The organism is Acuticoccus yangtzensis (genome assembly GCF_001927245.1).
Taxonomy (GTDB): Bacteria; Pseudomonadota; Alphaproteobacteria; order Rhizobiales; family Amorphaceae; genus Acuticoccus; species Acuticoccus yangtzensis.
Window position 1 is genome coordinate 22,964 of record NZ_MJUX01000002.1, and the last position, 17,110, is coordinate 40,073.

Annotated in this window: 11 protein-coding genes; 7 read left to right on the plus strand and 4 right to left on the minus strand. The window is 70.1% G+C overall.

What is annotated here, in order from left to right; all coding sequences use genetic code 11:
• Positions 1–44 precede the first annotated feature (44 nt).
• Both BIX52_RS06375 and BIX52_RS06380 read right to left on the minus strand, forming a co-directional pair.
• The gene (locus BIX52_RS06375; protein WP_075220236.1) at positions 45–1,394 is read right to left on the minus strand and encodes an O-antigen ligase family protein; all 1,350 of its coding nucleotides are present in this window, start codon (positions 1,392–1,394) and stop codon (positions 45–47) included.
• Position 1,395: 1 nt separating this feature from the next.
• Positions 1,396–2,175 carry a family 16 glycosylhydrolase gene (locus tag BIX52_RS06380; protein WP_075220237.1) on the minus strand — a complete coding sequence of 260 codons (780 nt, stop codon included), beginning with the start codon at positions 2,173–2,175 and terminating at the stop codon, positions 1,396–1,398.
• Positions 2,176–2,314: 139 nt separating this feature from the next.
• Between BIX52_RS06380 and BIX52_RS06385 the strand changes: the two genes are divergently transcribed.
• The 5 genes from BIX52_RS06385 to BIX52_RS06405 are packed head-to-tail and all read left to right on the plus strand — an operon-like array spanning position 2,315 to position 8,179.
• A complete protein-coding gene (locus tag BIX52_RS06385; protein WP_075220238.1) occupies positions 2,315–3,400 on the plus strand; it encodes a glycosyltransferase in 1,086 nt (361 codons plus the stop codon).
• A gap of 55 nt (positions 3,401–3,455) precedes the next feature.
• Entirely contained in the window at positions 3,456–4,475 is a 1,020-nt protein-coding gene (locus tag BIX52_RS06390; protein ID WP_075220239.1) for a glycosyltransferase, read from the plus strand.
• On the plus strand, positions 4,472–5,704 hold the full coding sequence (locus BIX52_RS06395; protein WP_075220240.1) for a polysaccharide pyruvyl transferase family protein: 1,233 nt from the start codon (positions 4,472–4,474) through the stop codon (positions 5,702–5,704). Before BIX52_RS06390 ends, BIX52_RS06395 begins: the two co-directional genes overlap by 4 nt.
• Positions 5,705–5,752: 48 nt before the next feature.
• The gene (locus BIX52_RS06400; protein WP_075220241.1) at positions 5,753–7,243 is read left to right on the plus strand and encodes a lipopolysaccharide biosynthesis protein; all 1,491 of its coding nucleotides are present in this window, start codon (positions 5,753–5,755) and stop codon (positions 7,241–7,243) included.
• A 57-nt stretch (positions 7,244–7,300) separates the two neighbouring features.
• The gene (locus tag BIX52_RS06405; protein ID WP_075220242.1) at positions 7,301–8,179 is read left to right on the plus strand and encodes a sulfotransferase family protein; all 879 of its coding nucleotides are present in this window, start codon (positions 7,301–7,303) and stop codon (positions 8,177–8,179) included.
• A gap of 10 nt (positions 8,180–8,189) precedes the next feature.
• Here BIX52_RS06405 and BIX52_RS06410 read toward each other — a convergent pair whose 3' ends face one another.
• Positions 8,190–8,987 (minus strand): ion transporter, encoded by a 798-nt coding sequence (locus BIX52_RS06410; protein ID WP_075220243.1) that lies wholly within the window; start codon positions 8,985–8,987, stop codon positions 8,190–8,192.
• 229 nt (positions 8,988–9,216) lie between these two features.
• The gene (locus tag BIX52_RS06415; RefSeq protein ID WP_075220244.1) at positions 9,217–12,051 is read right to left on the minus strand and encodes a coiled-coil domain-containing protein; all 2,835 of its coding nucleotides are present in this window, start codon (positions 12,049–12,051) and stop codon (positions 9,217–9,219) included.
• A gap of 227 nt (positions 12,052–12,278) precedes the next feature.
• Between BIX52_RS06415 and BIX52_RS06420 the strand changes: the two genes are divergently transcribed.
• Both BIX52_RS06420 and BIX52_RS06425 read left to right on the plus strand, forming a co-directional pair.
• Complete coding sequence (locus tag BIX52_RS06420; protein WP_075220245.1) at positions 12,279–14,873, plus strand: 5'-nucleotidase C-terminal domain-containing protein; 2,595 nt, start codon at positions 12,279–12,281, stop codon at positions 14,871–14,873.
• A gap of 212 nt (positions 14,874–15,085) precedes the next feature.
• Entirely contained in the window at positions 15,086–17,050 is a 1,965-nt protein-coding gene (locus BIX52_RS06425; RefSeq protein ID WP_139312722.1) for a bifunctional metallophosphatase/5'-nucleotidase, read from the plus strand.
• The last annotated feature ends 60 nt before the right edge of the window (positions 17,051–17,110 follow it).

Consider the following 17,110-nt stretch of genomic DNA (forward strand, 5'->3'; position numbering starts at 1 on the left):
ATCGGCGCTGCATCGTCTTCTCATACCGGCCTTTCACGCGCCGATCAAGCGGAGCGATGCGCCGCTCGGAACGTCGCCACAGCCCCCCGCTTCGTCGGCACCTCGGCTGAGCGACCGAGCCGCAGCATCCGGTCGCCATAGCCGAAGCGCAGCCTGCGCGGCCCCGGCGCCGCCACCACCGCCGCCCCCGGCGAAGCCAGGCGCAACAGCGCGAAATTGAACAGGAACGCCCCCACCGTGTAGGGATAAAGCACGTCGATCTCCACGAACGAGCGCACCAGGAGCAGGACCAGGATCGCCGTCGCGAGCACGGCGTCCATGGTGATCCCCGGCCTCAGCGCCGCCTTCAGCGCGAACCACAGTCCCGCCAGGATCGTCGCCAAGAGCACCGCGAGGCCGACCACGCCGACACCCACCGCCGCCTGGATGTAGGTGTTGTGAAAATGAAACCCCGTCTTTGCGGTGATGTAGAAGGCTTCCCACAAATATTCGGCCGGCGCGTGGCCCACCCGCCAAAAGGCGTTGTAGCCCGAGCCGAACCAAGGGTCCTGCGCGATCGCGTTGAACCCCTCGGCCCACAGGAGCGTGCGCCCGGTCAAGGTGGCGTCCTTGCCGAAGGCGGCCAGCACGCCCGACTGCGCGTCCCCTTGGAGCGCCGCGACCACGAGCAGCGCGAAGGCGAGCGCGCCGAGGATGAGAATCACCAGCCGCTGCCCCGGCGCCACGCGGCCCGCCAGCATCAGACCCAGCGCGCCGGCCACCACCGGAACCGTCGTCGCCACCGAGGTGGCCGAGTGGGTGCGCAACAGCACCAGCGCCGCCAGCACGCAAACCGCCGCCGCCCCCGCCCGGTGGACCAGCGACACGCCCCGCATCACCAGCCCGGCCAACCCGAACAGCATGCCGAGCGAGCAGAAGAAGCCGAGCTGGTTCTTCGACGCGAAGGCGCCGACGAAGCGGTAGGTGCCGTCCACCACGTCATAGTCGTAGCGGCCGATGGCGAGCGAGTAGAGAAGGACGAGGCCGATCCCGGCGACACTGCCATAGACGAGGCTGTGCACCGAGAGGATGCGCGCCGCCACCACCGCACAAAAGACCATGGTGCCGAGCTGGATCGCCGTGCGCAGCGATGTCCCCGCGGCATCCGACCACAAGGTCGACGCCGCGGCGAAGCCGGTGAAGGCGAACACCCCCAGCATCGGCCACACGTGGCGCAGCAGGATGCGCGGCTCCACCACCACCGGCAGCATCCACACCGCATAAAGCGCCAGGATGGACACCTTCCCGAAGGTCACCGAATAGGCGAGCACGAGGTAGGACACGGACAACGCCGCCGCGGCGTAGAGGCCGTTGGCGGGCGGGCGCGTCACCAGCGCCTTCGGGAGAAGGCGCATATTACCAGCCGTTCCAGCCGTCAGCGCAGCTCAGCGACGCCGCGAACCGGCACCGCTCGCCCACCGGCGTGAAGCCGACATGCGCCACCTTCATCACCCGTTGCTCGATGGTGTCGTCCGGCGCACCCAGCCAGCCGTCCATCCCCTTGCCGCCGTTCCACAGGCTGAAGAAGATCTTCTGGTCCTGGTCGGGCACGTCCTCGCTCACCACCTCGCGCATCAACTGCCCGTTGACGAACCAGCGGATGCGCCCCTCGGTCCATTCGAAGGCGTAGTCGATCATCCGGCTGTCGGCGGCGGCGGGCAGCGGGATCTTGCCCTGGTTCTGGCCCTCGCCGTCGCTGTAATAATTGCTGTCGAAGCGCATCATGTCGCGGCCCAGGATCTCGACGTCCACCTCGTCGTGCGGCTCGCCGTCCGCCGGGCCGATATAGGTGAAGAAGGCCGAGTTCAGCCCGCTCCCCTCCGCCGCCCGCACCCGCGCTTCGTAAAGGCCGTAGCCGAACCGCGTCTTCGTCTGTAGCTCGGCGCAGCGGTAGGGCAATGTCGTCTTTCCGTCCGCCGAGGTCACCTCGCTCTTCTTCAGCGTCAACGTCAGCTCGCCGCCGGCCACGTCGATCTCGGAGCGCTTCCAGATGCAGTTCTGATGCGCCCCGTTGGTCCACCCGTTGGAGATGTACCAGACATCGCGGTCCAGGCTGTCGAAGTCGTCGAAGAAGCCGTCCGCCGCCGCGGGGGATGCGGCTAGGACGGCGATGAGGGTCAAGGTTGAAGGTCGCACGCTACTCTCCTCGTCGAGGGTCGCGCATGAAGGTGCCAGCCCCGGCCGCGCCGCGAGCCATCATTTGATAATGCGCCTCAACGCCCGCGCGCGTTCCCTGGACGGGTTGCGGAATGGTCCGCCCTCCCTCGGGGACGCCATGAACATTCTCTTTGCCGGCGGCAACGGCTACCTGCCCGAGATGACCGGCGGCGTGCAGTCGAGCACCGATCATCTGGTGCGCCAGTGCGCCGAAGCCGGGCACACCGTCAGCGTGCTCGCCGCCCTGTTCGGCCAGTCCGGCTTCGGCTGGCGCCAGCGGGTGAAGCTGAAGCTCTCCCCTTCCCCCATCGTCACCGACCGCACATTGGGCTACCCCGTCATGCGGGCGTGGTTCCCGTGGCAGGAGGCGGCCGCCGCGGCGGTGCGCCAGGCACGGCCGGACGTCGCCGTGGTGCAGTGCCACAAGGCGGCGCTGGTGGGCGAGGCGCTGCAGGCGCTCGGCATCCCGCTCGTCGTCTACCTCAGGAACGTCGAATATCACGAACTCGGCGGCGACCTCAGGACGCTGACGAACGCGCTCTACATCGCCAATTCGGAGTTCACCGCGCGCGCCTACGCCGCCGAATACGGCATCGACAGCACGGTGATTCCGCCGACGATCGACCCCGCCACCTACCGCACGCCGACCACCGGCGAATGCGTCACCTTCATCAACGTCTATCCCGAGAAGGGCTTTGAGAAGGCGCTCGAGATCGCCGCCGCCTGCCCCGACATCCCCTTCCAGTTCTCCGAGAGCTGGCGCCTGGACGATGCGCATCTCGCCGCAGTGGAGGCCTCCCTGGCGCCGCTCCCCAACGTCACCTTCCGCCGCCGCACCAACGACATGCGCAGCGTCTACGGCAAGACGCGCATTCTGCTGGCGCCGTCGAAATGGGAAGAGGCGTGGGGCCGTGTCGCCAGCGAGGCGCAGGTGAGCGGCATTCCCGTGCTTGGCTCCACCCGCGGCGGGCTGCCCGAGGCGATCGGCCCCGGCGGCCTCACCCTCCCCTACGACGCGCCGCTGGCCGACTGGGTCGCCGCGCTGCGCACGATGTGGGACGACGCGCCTCGCTACGCCGCCCTGTCGGAGGCCGCGCGCATCCATGCCGCGCGCCCCGCCCTCGACCCCGCCGTTCAGTTCGCCACCTTCATGCAGGTCGTTGACAATGCCCGCAGGCCAGTTGTCGATCGCGCAGCGGCCTGAGGCCGCCGCCCGCCGGTCCCGTGCGCCCCGCACTCCCCAGAAGGCGAGCCCTCCGGTGGTGGCGCTGAAGCCGCTGTCGGCCGAGGGCAACGCCTTCTCCGGCGCCTTCTCCGGCCACATGGACGCCGCGTTCAAGACCGTCGGCTTCGCGTGGGACCGGCTCGGCACCCGCGCCTACGACGTCGTGGTGTTCCACTGGCCGACCGAGTTCTTCCGCCCGACACGGCGCAAGGACACGCTCGCCCTCCTCGCCCGCATGGCCGCGGACAAGGCGCGCGGCACCCGCTTCCTGTGGGTGGCGCACAACCTCGCCCCGCACGACGGCGGGTCGATGGCCTCGCCCGCCACAACCGCCATGTTCCTGCGCCTGCTCGACGGGGTGATCTACCTCTCCCACCACTCCCGGCGCGAGGCGGAAACGCGGTATCCGGTGTTGACCTCCAAGCCCGCCCTCGTCACCGTCCACGGCCGCTACGACGAGTGTGCCGTGCCGCCGCGCCCACACACCGCCGGCGCCGGGCGGCTCCTCACCTTCGGCCTCATCCGCGCCTACAAGAACGTCACCGGCCTGGTGAAGGCGGCGCACAAGGTGACGGCGGAGCCCTTTTCCCTCACCGTCGCCGGCACGCCGTCGGAGGATGGTCTCGCCGCGGAGATCGCCGCCGCCGCGCAGGGCGAGGCGCGCGTGACGCTCGACATCCGAGATCACCTGATGCCGGCCGACGAGCTGGAACGGATGATCGACGCCCACGACGCGGTGGTGCTGCCCTACAAGGCCATCCTCAACAGCGGCGTGGCGCTGCATGCGCTGGCGCGCAACCGGCCGATCCTCGCGCCGCGCCTCGGCAGCCTCGCCGAGTTGCAGGACACCGTGGGGCCGGACTTCGTGCACCTGTTCGACGGGCCCATAGCGGCGCCCGTCCTCGACACCTTTCTGGGCCGGATCGCTGGGCGGAGCCTCGGCACCGCCGACCTCTCAAAGTTCGGCTGGGACCGCGTCGGCGCCGACGTGAGCGGCTTCATCGCGTCCCTTCTCAACCTTCCCACGAGTGAACTCATCGGACACCGACCATGATGCAGGACCGGGCCATCGAACTGATTTCCCGCGGCGTCGGCGCGATGCATCGCGCGAGCGGCGAGCGCTGGGCTCTCGTGATCCCCGCCTCCACCCACGGCAGCCTGGGCGATGCGGCCATGACCATCGTCGCCCGCGACCAACTGCGCGAGGCCGGCCACAAGGTCTGCCTGCTGGCCGACGACACGTGGCCCGCCCTCTCCGGGTTCGACGCCTACGTTCCGGCCGACGATTACCTCTTCCACGGCGGCCGCCGCACCTTCCTTGAACTGATGTGGCGCACCCGCGGCATCGGCACCGTCGCCCTCGTCGGAGCCGACATCCTGGACGGGATCTACAACCCCAACTCCGTCTTGCGCCGCCTGAAGATCGTGGCGGCACTCGCCCGGCGCGGCTCTCCGGCCACCATCCTCGGGTCGAGCTTCAACGCCGCGCCGAACCCGGTGTGCGTCGCTGCCCTCGCCGCGCTGCCGCGTCAGGTCACCCTCAAGGCGCGCGATCCGGTGTCGCGCGAGCGCATGGCCTCTCGGCTCGGCCGCCCCATCGACCTCGTGGCCGACCTCGCCTTCCTCTGCCCGGTGGAGCCCGGCACGGACAGCCCCGCCCACCGCTTCATCGCCGCCGAGCGGGCGGAGGGGCGCCGCATCGTCGCGCTGACGGCCAACTTCTCGCTGGCCCACAAGGTGGAGGGGTTCGAGGCCGCCCACGTGCCGCTCGCGAAAGCGCTCATCGGGGCGGGCCACTCCATCGTCATGGTGCCGCACGACACCCGGCGCAACGATTCCGACGAGGCCGTGCTGCGCCGCGTCGCGGAGGCGCTCGAACCCGAGGAGCGCTCCCGCATCCATGTCATCGCCCCGGACTTTCCGGGCCGCGTGAAAGCGGTGCTGGCGGCCTCCGACATCAGCGTGACGAGCCGCATGCATGCCGCGATCCTCGCCATGGGCACCGGCGTCCCGGCCTATTGTTTCGACTACCAGGGCAAGTTCGAGGGTCTCTTCACCCTCCTCGGCCTGACCGGCGAGGATCTGCTCCACGCCCCCGAAGCGCTGGTGGCGGATCCCGAAGGCACCGCCCGGCGCGTCCTCGCCAAACTCGCCGAGCGGGACCGCCTGTCGGCGCACATCGCCGCACGCCTGCCGGAGATCCGCGCCCTGTCGCGGGCCAACTTCCGTGCCGGCACCGCGCCGACCTCCACGGCTGTCCCCCCGGCCGCCGTCGCCGCCTGAAGGCGGCCACCCTTGCCCGAAGGCCCCGGCCTTCCACACGGAGTGCGTATGACGGGATCACTCGGCCGCGCCGCGCTGAAGGGCGGCGCTTTCACCGGCCTCGCCCAGATCGGCAAGATCGCCATCACCATGGGCTCGGTGATCGTCCTCGCGCGGCTCCTCTCGCCGACGGATTTCGGCCTCGTCGCCGCCATCACGCCGATCATCGCCTTCATGGGGCTGTTCCAAAATCTCGGCCTGCAACAAGCGATCGTGCAGCGGCGCGAGATCGACCGGGGCCTTCTCAACCAGGCCTTCTGGATCAGCGCCGCGGTGGGGCTGACGGCGATGATCCTCGTCTTCGCCCTCGCCCCCTTCGCCGCCGCCTTCTACGGCGACGCGCGCATCGCCCGGCTGATGCAGACCGCCAGCGCCTCGCTCCTCATCGGCAGCCTCGGCACGGTGCCGATCGCGCTCCTGTCGCGCCGTTTCCGGTTCGGCATCCTCGCCATCTACGAGTTCGCCATCACCGCGATGGGTTTCGCGGCGGCGGCGGCGAGCGCGCTGGCCGGGCTCGGCGCCTATTCGCTGGTGGTCGCCACGCTGACGGGCGCGGCGCTGGGCCTTGCGATCGTCTGGACCGCGGCGCCCTTCCGCCCGGCCGCCCCGCCGCGCACGATCGACGGCAAGCTGATGAAGTTCGGCGCCAATCTCACCGGCTTCAACCTCGTCAACTTCTTCGCCCGCAACGCCGACAATGTGCTGATCGGCCGCTATGCCGGCCTTCCCGCGCTCGGCCTTTATGACCGCGCCTACAAGCTGATGATGTTCCCGGTTCAGAACATCAACCAGCCCCTCTCGCGCCTGATGGTGCCGCTTCTGTCGCGCATCGCGGGCGACAAGGCGCGCTTCCGCGCCGTCTACTGCCAGGTCAACTGGACGCTCGGCCTCCTCGTGATGCCGGGTATCGCCACTTTGGCGATGATGTCGCAGGAAACCGTGGACGTGCTCTTCGGCGACGGGTGGGCCGGCGTCGCGCCGATCTTCGCGTGGCTGGCGGTGGCGAGCTTCGTGCAGCCCGTGACCGGCACGAACGGCTGGACCTTCATCTGCCAGGGCCGCACCGACATCATGTTCCGCCTCGGCATCTACACCTCGGTGATGACTGTGGCGTCGTTCGCGGTCGGCCTCGCCTGGGGCGCGGAGGGAGTGGCGGCCGCCTACGCCATCAGCGCCTATGTGCTGCGTCTGCCGATCCTCCTCGTCGTGATGGACCGGCTCGGCCCGGTGCGCTGGTTCGACCTCGGCGGCATGGTCGCTCTCTTCGGCGCGGCGGCGGTTGCGGCGGCCATCGCCTTGCCGCCGCTGCGGGAGGCGGCGGGCGCGCCCGGCCCGATCCCCTCCATCGCGCTGGCCGGGGTGCTGAACTACGCGATCGCCCTCGCGGCGGTGATGATCGTGCCCGCCTCGCGCCGGGTGCTCCTGGCCGTCATTTCCAAGCTCGCCGCCGCACTCGCGCGCCGCACGGGCACGGGGGAAGCCGCGGTCGCCGATGTCTGATCACTCCGCCCCCGCCACCCCGGAGCGGCGGGCACCACCGAGACGAAAGGGGCGCCGATGACCGAGCCTACATCCTTCGCGGTCATCGTGGGAGCGATGAAATGCGGCACCACGACGCTGTTCAACGAATTGGCCGCCCACCCTGAGGTGACCGGCAGCACACCCAAGGAGCCGATGTACTTCTCGCGCCCCGGCTGGGACGCGGGCCTCGCCTCCTACCAGGCCCTGTGGCCGGACTTCGACCCCGCCCGCCACCGTCTCGCCCTGGAAGGGTCGACCGAGTACGCCAAGTGCCCGGACTTTCCCAACGTCGCCGAGCGCATCGCCGCTTTCGAGGCCGAGCATGGCGTGGCGTTCCGCTTCGTCTACATCGTGCGGGACCCGGTGGCGCTGGTGCAGTCCGGCCTGACGCACGGCCAGAATGCCGGCTGGTTCGGCAAGGACCGTGAGAAGATCTTCGCGCATCTGGTGAAGGTGGCCGACTTCGAGCGCCAGACCGCGCTCTACCGCGACACCTTCGGGCCGGACCGGCTGCACATCCTGCAACTGGAGGCGCTGAAGACCGACAAGACGGCCACGCTGGCGGCGCTGGCGGATTTCCTCGGCCTGTCGCCCTTCCCGCCCGGCGAGACGGCCGCCGCCCGCCTCAACAGCGCAGCCCAACGCCGCGGCGACATGGCCGAGGCGTCCGGCGCCGACGCGTTCAACCGCCTCGGCCCGCTCAAGGCCGTCTATGGCCGCCTCGTGCCGGCGCGGGTGCGTGACGAGCTGCGCCCCCGCCTGCAGCGCGCGGCGGGCCGGCTGGTCGCCCGCCAGGAGGCCCCATGGCGGCTGACGGAGAGCGAGATCGCCACGCTGAAAGCCGCGCTCGGCGAGCCGGTCGCCCGCTTCACCGCGCGCCACGGGCTCGACCGGACCGGGTGGACGCCGCTTTAGGCGCGCTGCCTCAGCCGCGCTTCTCGACGATCGCCCTCAGATCGGCGATGTCGCGCCGCATCGCCTCGATGGAGCGGCTCAGGGACTTGCCCTCCTTGGCGATCTCCTCGCGGCTCCCGGCGGCGGTCTCCTCCACCGACTCCTGCATCGCCGACACGACCACGCCGATGAAGAGGTTGAGGACGACGAACGACGTCATGAGGATGAAGGGGACGAAGAAGACCCAGGCGTAGGGATAGGCCTCCATCACCGGGCGCACGATGCCCATCGACCAGGATTCCAGCGTCATCACCTGGAACAGCGTGTAGGCGGAGAGGCCGAGCGTGCCGAACCATTCGGGGAAGGCGGCGCCGAACAGCTCGGTGGCGATCACCGCGCCGACATAAAAGACGATGCCCAGCAGGAAGACGATGGAGCCCATGCCCGGCAGCGCCGAAATGAGGCCCGTCACCACGCGCCGGAGCGACGGCACCACCGAGATGAGCCGCAGCACCCTGAGGATGCGCAGCGCCCGCAGCACCTGGAACGGACCGGACGCGGGGGCGAGCGCGATGGCGACGACGGTAAAGTCGAACAGGCTCCACGGGTCGCGGAAGAAGCGCAGGCGGTGGACGTAGAGCCGTGCGCCGATCTCGGCGACGAAGACGGCGAGGACGATGGCGTCGATCGTGTAGAGCAGCGGGCCGACGCGGGCGAGGACGGCATCGCTGGTCTCCAGCCCCAAGGTGAGCGCATTGACGATGATGAGCGTCATGATGACGCCCTCCGCTGTCCGTGAGGAGAGGATGGCTCTCAGCCGCTCGCGCATGTCGGTTCCCTTACTCGGCGCTGCCGAGATAGGTAAGCCGGCGGCCGCCTGCCACACCCTTGCGTGCATGTTTGGCGGGCCGGTCCCAACGTGCGCGCGCATCGGCCGCGGCCTTTCCTCAAACGACGGCCGCTCCTCCACCGTCCCCGCGCGCCAAGGGGGGCGTCACTGCGACGGGACGGCCCCTTCGGTTGGCGGCGTCGGCGGCGCCTGCCGATCTGTGCCCGCGTCAGTCGGCGGGGGCCGGCGCTGCCTCTGCGGCGGGCGCAGGGGCGGCGGACGGCGCAGCGGCGTCGGAGGGCGATGCCGTCGCGGCCGCCTCGGCGTCCTCCTTCAAGGCGGCGATTTCGGCCTCGAGATTGCCGATGCGGGCGCGCCAGGTCTCGGCCGCCGTCTCCAGCGCGGCGATCTCCTCCTCGAGCCCGGTGCGACGGGCCTCCATCGCCTCCAGCTCCACCGCGCTCGATTGCAACGCCGCCAGCGCCTCGGTTCCCGCCGCAATCTCCTCCTGCAACGAGGCCCGGCTCTCCTCCAAACCGCCGATGGTCGCCTTCAGATCGTCCCGGCGCGAGGAGAGATCGGCAAGGCTCGCCGCCTCGGCCTCGCGGTCGTTCTTCAGAGCCGACACCGTGTCGTTCAGCGCGGTGCGCGTCTCGGACAGCTCGCCCACCACCTTTTCCATCGCCTCGCGTTGGCTGGTGAGCGTGGCGACCTCGCCGGTCAGCGCATCGTGGGAGGCCTCCGCCTGCGCCAATGCGCTCTGCGCCGCGGACACCTTGCCGTTCAGATCCGACAGACGGGCCTCCAGCAGTTCGGCATCGCCCGCCGCGGCTTCACGGTCCTCAGACAGGGCGGCGAGGCTCTCGCGCAGGCCAGCAAGCTCGGTCCTGGTTTCGGCCTGGGCGGATTCCAGCGCGGAGAGCGCCGTCTCGGCCGCCTCCTGCGCGGCGCGTGCCGTGTCACGCGCGGCCGCGGCCTCGGCGGTCGCCGCCTCCGCCTCGTCCCGGCGGACGGTCAGCGCGTCGACCTCACCGGCGAGCGCGTCCAGCGCCGCCTCCGCCTCGGCGAGCTCGGCACGGGTCGACTCCAGCGCGGCGGCGGCCGTCTCCCCCTGCGACTCGGCTTCGGCGAGACGCTCGCCGGCGGCGGTGATGTCCGCCTCGATCGCCGCCAGATCCTCCGCCGCCGCCTCCCTCTCCTCGGTCAGTGCAGCCACTTCGGCGGCCGCGGTCTGAGCGTCTGCGCGGGCGGTGTCACGTGCGGCGGTCGCCGTCTGCGCATCGGCCTGGAGCGCGGAGAGGGCCGTTTCCGCCGCGTTGATTTCGGCGGCGATCGCCTCACGCGCCTCGGTCGTCTCTGCGAGGGCGCGCTCGGCGGCGGCAACATCATCATTGAGGCGCCCGAGCTCCGCCTCGGCGGCCTCCTGCTCGGCCCGTCGCGCGGCGGTTGCCGCCTCCGCGTCGGCCAGTTTGGCAGCGGCGGCTTCGTTGGCCGCGGCCAGCCTATCCCTCTCGGCCGCCAGATCGTCCAGCGCGGCACTTGCGGCGGTGATCTCCTCGGCGATGGCGTCCCGCTTGGCCTCTGCGGCCTCGGCGTCGGCCTGCAACGCGGCGAGAGAGGCTTCGGCCTCGCTCACGGACGCGGCCAGCCGGTCCCGCTCGGCCGCGAGGTCGTCCCGCGCGGACGTTGCGGAAGCGATCTCTTCGGCGATGGCGGCGCGTTCGGTCTCCGCGGCCTCGGCGTCGGCCTGTAACGCGGCGAGAGAGGCTTCGGCCTCGCTCACGGACGCGGCGAGCCGGTCCCGCTCGGCCGCGAAGTCATCCCGCGCGGACGTCGCCGCGGCGATCTCCTCGGCGATGGCGGCGCGTTCCGTCTCCGCGGCCTCGGCATCGGCCTGTAATGCGGCGAGGGTGGTCTCGGCCTCGCTCACCTCGGCGGTGATCGCATCGCGCGCGTCGGTCGCCTCGGCGAGGCTGCGCTCGGCTGCGGCAACGTCGTCGTTGAGGCGGGCGAGGTTGGCTTCCGCGGCCTCGCGCTCGGCGGTCAGAGCCTCCATCGCGGCCTCGGCGTCGGCCAGCGTGGCGGCGGCGGTCTCGTTGTCCGCGGCAAGCCGGTCCCGCTCGGCCGCGAGGTCATCCCGCGCGGACGTCGCCGCGGCGATCTCCTCGGCGATGGCGGCGCGTTCGGTCTCCGCGGCCTCGGTGTCGGTGCGCAACGCGGCGAGGGCGGTCTCGGCCTCGCTCACCTCGGCGGTGATCGCATCGCGCTCGTCCGCCGCCTCGGCGAGGTTGCGCTCGGCGGTGGCGACGTCGTCGTTGAGGCGGGCGAACTCGGCTTCCGCGGCCTCGCGCTCGGCGGTCAGAGCCTCCATCGCGGCCTCGGCGTCGGCCAGCCTGGCGGCGGCGGTCTCGTTGTCCGCGGCCAACCTGTCCCTCTCGGCCGCCAGGTCGTCCCGTGCGGACGTCGCCGCCGCAATCTCCTCGGCGATGGCGGAACGCTCGGCCTCGGCGGCCTCCACCGCGGCGCGCGCCGTCTCCGCATCGGCAAGGGCCGCATCGCGCGCCGCCTCGGCCTCCGTCACCTCCATTTTCAGCGCGGCCAGGCTGTCGCGGGTCGCGGCCACATCGCCGGTCACCGCGGCAAGCTCGCCCGCCGCATCGGCCGCGGCCGCCTCCGCCCGCTCCAACTCGCCCGTCAGCGTGTCGATCGACGCCGTCAGCGCCTCTTCCCTCTCGCGCCGGGCGGCCAGCTCCGTCTCCGTCTCGCCGATGGTGCCGGTCAACCTGTCCTGCTCGGCGGTCAGCGCGGCCACCGCGGCGGCCAAGTCCTCACGCTCCGCACTCGCCGCGGCGATCGCCTCGCGCACCTCGCCCAGCGCGCCGGACTCGGCCTGCAGCGCTTCGAGGTCGGCGGTCAGCCCCGCCTGCTCTTCTGCCGCACTCTCCCGCGCCGCCCCCAGCGCCGCGGTCAACTCCTCGGTCTCTTTCCAATAATAAACGCCAGTCCCCAGACTGACGATCGTCACGAGAATCAGGACGACGGTGGCGGGGCTGCGAACGACCATGGATGTGCTCCTTCCGGGACAGCAGGGCGAGCGTATCGGCCTTGCGACTCGTTTGTCGATGAGCCTGCCCATAAGATTCTCACATGCCGGTCACATGACAAACCGGCACCGGCAACACTGCCCGATCGGTGCCGCTTTCTTCATCAATCCGTCATCCTTCTTTAGTCGCACTGTCAAAGTGCACGGATACCGGACGCCCCAAAGCATCACCTTTGCGGGAGCCCCCGGTGGATCAATTTCTCGACACGCCTTATGCCGACCTCGGCCGCCTGCTCCAGGTCATCCAGTCCCTCAACCTCGAGGTCCGCACGCTGGACATCGGGACGACCGGCGACGACGCCTTCACCGTCAGCCCCTTCACCACCGGCGCCTTCTACGGCGATGACGGTGACGACCGCCTGATCGGCAACCGCCTGGGCGACTACTTCGCCGGCGGGCCGGGCGACGATTTCGTCGACGGGCGCTTCGGCGACGACGTTATCCTCGGCGGCAACGGCAACGACACGCTGAAGGGCTATGTGGGTGACGACTGGATCGCCGGCGGCCACGGCAACGATCTCCTCCTCGGCGGCGACGGCGCCGACACCCTTCTCGGCGACGGCGGCGACGACCGCATCCGCGGCGAGGCGGGCGACGATCTGATCCACGCCGGCACCGGCCGCACCTTCGTCAATGGCGGGCGCGGCGATGACACCGTGGTCGTTGAAGGCCGCTTCTCCGACTATGAGTTCACCACCCGCGGCAACCTCATCATCCTGGCGGCGAAGGACGGCTCCGCCCGCCATCTCGTCAGCAACGTCGAGACCTTCGAGGACGCGGACGGCAACACGCTGACCGCGGACGAGGCCGCCGGCACCACCACGCTGCAGCTCCTCCACGCCTCCGACCTCGAGGGCAACTCCGACGCGGCGGTGTCGGCGCCGAACTTCGCCACCATCGTCGAAGCGCTGCGCGCCGAGTACGAGACCACGCTGGTCCTCTCCTCGGGCGACAACTACATCCCCTCGCCCTTCTCCAACGCCGCCGGGACCGCGGATCCGGCCGTGCGCGCCGAGCTGAACGCCGTTCTCCAGCAGGTCATGTCCGAGGTGACGGGCGAGGACGCCAGCGGCCTCGTCACCGATCGCGGCCGCTTCGACATGGCGATCATGAACGCCATCGGCTTCGACGCTTCCGCCATCGGGAACCACGAGTTCGACTTCGGCCAGGATCAGCTTCTCGCCATCGCCGGCGCGTCGGACGAATGGACCGGGGCGCTCTTCCCCTACCTCTCCGCCAACCTCGACATCGAGGCGGAAAGCGTCCTCCGGGCGATCTATTCGCAGGACGGCATCACGGCGGACGAAAGCGGTGACGGCGAGATCGCGCCCTATGCGATCATCGAGAAGAACGGCGAGACCTTCGGCGTGATCGGCGCGACGACGCCGCTCCTGTCTGTCCTCTCCTCCACCTTCGGCGATGCGAACAACCCGAACGACGACGTCAACTCGCCTCCGGGTGCGGACGACATGCAGGCGCTGGCCGCCATCCTTCAGCCCTACGTGGACGAGCTGGAGGCCCAGGGCGTCAACAAGATCATCCTCACCTCGCACCTGCAGCAGTTCGCGCTGGAAACCGAACTGTCGCAGTATCTGAGCGGCGTGGACATCTATCTGGCGGGCGGCTCCGACACGATCTCGGCCGACGCGACCGACCGCCTGCGCGAGGACGACGAGGCGGGGGCGGACTACCCGGTGGTCGTGGAAGACGCGGGCGGCAACACCGCGCTCATCATGTCCACCGATGGCCAATATTCCTACGTCGGCCGCCTGGTGGCGGAGTTCGACGCGGGCGGCAACATCCGCGTCGATTTGCTCGACCCGGCCATCAACGGCGCCTACGCCACCGATGAGCAGGGCGTTCTGGACGTCACCGGCGCCGCCACGCTGGACGAGGCGATCGACGCCTCCACCGCGGGCTCGCAGGTGCGGACCCTCACCTCCACGATCAACGAGGCGGTGCTCGTCACCTCGGGCCAGAACCTCTTCGCCGACCTCGCCGTCGACCTCAACGGCGAGCGTGAGCCCGGCGTGCGCACCGAGGAGACCAACCTCGGCAACCTCACCGCCGACGCCAACCTGTGGTATGCGCGCGAGCTGACCGGCGAGGACGTCCTCGTGTCGATCAAGAACGGCGGCGGCATCCGCGCCTCCATCTCGGCGGGCGACGGGTCCATTTCCGAGCTCGACATCCAGGCCACGCTCGCCTTCAACAACGAGCTGTCGCTGGTCTCGGCCACCGCGCAGGAGCTGGTCGACATCCTGCAATTCGGCGTCGCCGAGTCGACCTATGACGCGGACGGCGAGCCGACCAACGCGCAAGGGCGCTTCCCGCAGCTCGCCGGGGTTCGCCTGTCGTTCGATCCGAACGCGGCCGAGGGCGAGAAGGTCTCCACCGTCATCGTCGAGGGTGCGGGCGAAGGCGGCGCGGACGTGGTGATCTACGAAGACGGCGCGGTGACGGCGGCGGGCGAGGCGCTCGGCTCCATCCGCATCGTCACGCTGGACTTCCTCGCGTCCGGCGGCGACGGCTACCCGTTCGATGCCATCTCCGATCAGGACCGCGTCGACCTCGCCGACGAACAGCTCATCGCCGACGGCGCGGCCCAGTTCACCTATGTCGGCTCCGAGCAGGACGCCTTCGCCGAATACCTCGCCGAGTTCTACGGCGTGGACGACGACCCGGCGACGGACTTCGCCATCGCCGACACCGCGGCCGATCTCGACACCCGCATCGTCAATCTGGCGATTCCCGGCGTGTCGGACATCGACTTCGCCGGCTGAGGCCGCCCGCAACGCGAAACGAAAGGGGGCTCCGGCCCCCTTTCTCTGTACTGAGGGCGCAATTCATGCGGCCGCACATCACGTTGTCGCCGGTCATGGTGGACGGACGCCGCGCGGGGCGACAAGCTGGGCCAGACCACAATGGGAAGGCTCCTATGCCGGCGATCCGCACCTCACTTGGACTTGCACTTCTCGCCTCCACAAGCTCGTTCGTGCCCGCAATCGCACAGGAGGCAGCACCCGCGCTCACCCTCCAGCTCCTCCACGCCTCGGACCTCGAAGGCAACGCCGACGCGGTGGAGAACGCGCCGAATTTCGCCGCGATCGTGGACCGGCTGCGCCAGGACTATGACACGACGCTGGTCCTTTCGGCCGGCGACAACTTGATCCCCAGCCCCTTCTCCAACGCCGCAGGGGCACCCGACCCACAGATCGCCCGCCAGCTTTCCGAGGCGCTGACCACCGCCATGAGGGCGATCGGCCACGATGTGGACGCTCAGGAGACGGCCACGGGGCGCTTCGACATCGCGGCGATGGATATCATCGGTTTCGACGCCTCCGCCATCGGCAACCACGAGTTCGACTTCGGTCAGGGCCCACTTCTCGGCGTCCTCGCGGCGTCGGATACGTGGGTCGGCGCATCCTTTCCCCTGCTGTCGGCCAATCTGGTGGTCGGCCCGCAAAGCCCCTTGCGCGCGATCTACAAGGGCGAAGGCCTGTCCGCCGCAGAGGAACAGTCCGGCGTTATCGCCCCGTTCGCGGTGCTGGAGGCGAACGGCACGCGCTTCGGCGTCATCGGCATCACGACGCCGCTGCTGGCCACCATCTCCTCGCCCGGCGGCGACCCGTCGACGGCCGAAGACGATGTGACGACCGAGCCCACCTCGGACGACATCGACGCGCTCGCCGCCGTGGTGCAGCCGTTCATCGACGAGCTGACCGGCCAGGGCCTCGACAAGATCATCATCACCTCGCACCTGCAGCAGGCGGCGCTGGAACAGGAGCTCGCCGGCAAGCTCTCCGGTGTCGACATCATCATCGCCGGCGGCTCCGATACGCGCCTTGCGGACGACGGCGACATCTTGCGCGAAGGGGACGATGCGCAGGGACCCTACCCGATCCTGACCGAAGACGCTGACGGCGCGCCGGTCGCGATCGTGTCAACGGACGGGCAATATTCCTACGTGGGCCGTCTGGTGATCGGGTTCGATGACGACGGCAAGATCATGCCGACGACGATCGACCCCGCGATATCCGGCGCCTTCGCCACCGACGAGGCGGGCGTTCTGCGCGTCACCGGCGCCGCCGAGCTGGCCGCCGCCATCGACGCTTCGCCGCCCGCCGCCACGTTGCGCGACCTCGTCACCGCCCTGTCGGATGCGGTGCTGACCGCCTCGGGACAGACCTATTTCGCGGACCTCGCGGTCGACCTCAACGGCAGCCGCGGGCCGGGCGTGCGCACCGAGGAGACCAATCTCGGCAGCCTCACCGCGGATGCCAACCTCGCCGCGGCGCGCGCATTGACCGACGACGAGGTGCTGATCTCGCTGAAGAATGGCGGCGGCATCCGCGCCTCCATCCCGCGCGACGACGGCAAAGTCTCCGAGCTGGAGATCCAACAGGCGCTCGCCTTCAACAACAGCCTGTCCCTGATCACGCTGACGCCGGAACAGCTCGTGGAGGCGTTGGAGCACGGCGTCGCGGAGAGCACCTTCTCGGACGACGGTGTCCCCAGCAACACGCCGGGGCGCTTCCCGCAGGTCGGCGGCCTCTCCTTCACCTTCGACCCGGCGAGACCGGCGGGCGGGCGCATCGTCGCCCTCAGCCTGACCGGCGCCGGGCCGGACGGCGGCGACGTCACCCTGGTGGAGGACGGCGCCCTCACCGACGCGGCGGCGGACTATGCGGACGGCATCCGCGCGGTGACGCTGAGCTTCCTCGTGACGGGTGGTGACGGCTATCCCTTCCCCGCCTTCGTGGAGGCCGACGCCGCCTTCGCCGACGTGGTCGACCTCATCGACACCGACGTGGTGGCCGACGGGGCGGCGCAGTTCACCAACGTAGGCACCGAGCAGGACGCCTTCGCCGAATATCTGGCGGCGATGGAGGGCCCAGTCGACATGGCCGACACCCCCGCCGCGGAAGATACGCGCATCCGCAACACGCTGGCGCAGTAGCAGCCGCCGGCCGACAAAAAAAGCGGGCGCCGCCGGGCGCCCGCTTCATGTTCCGACAAC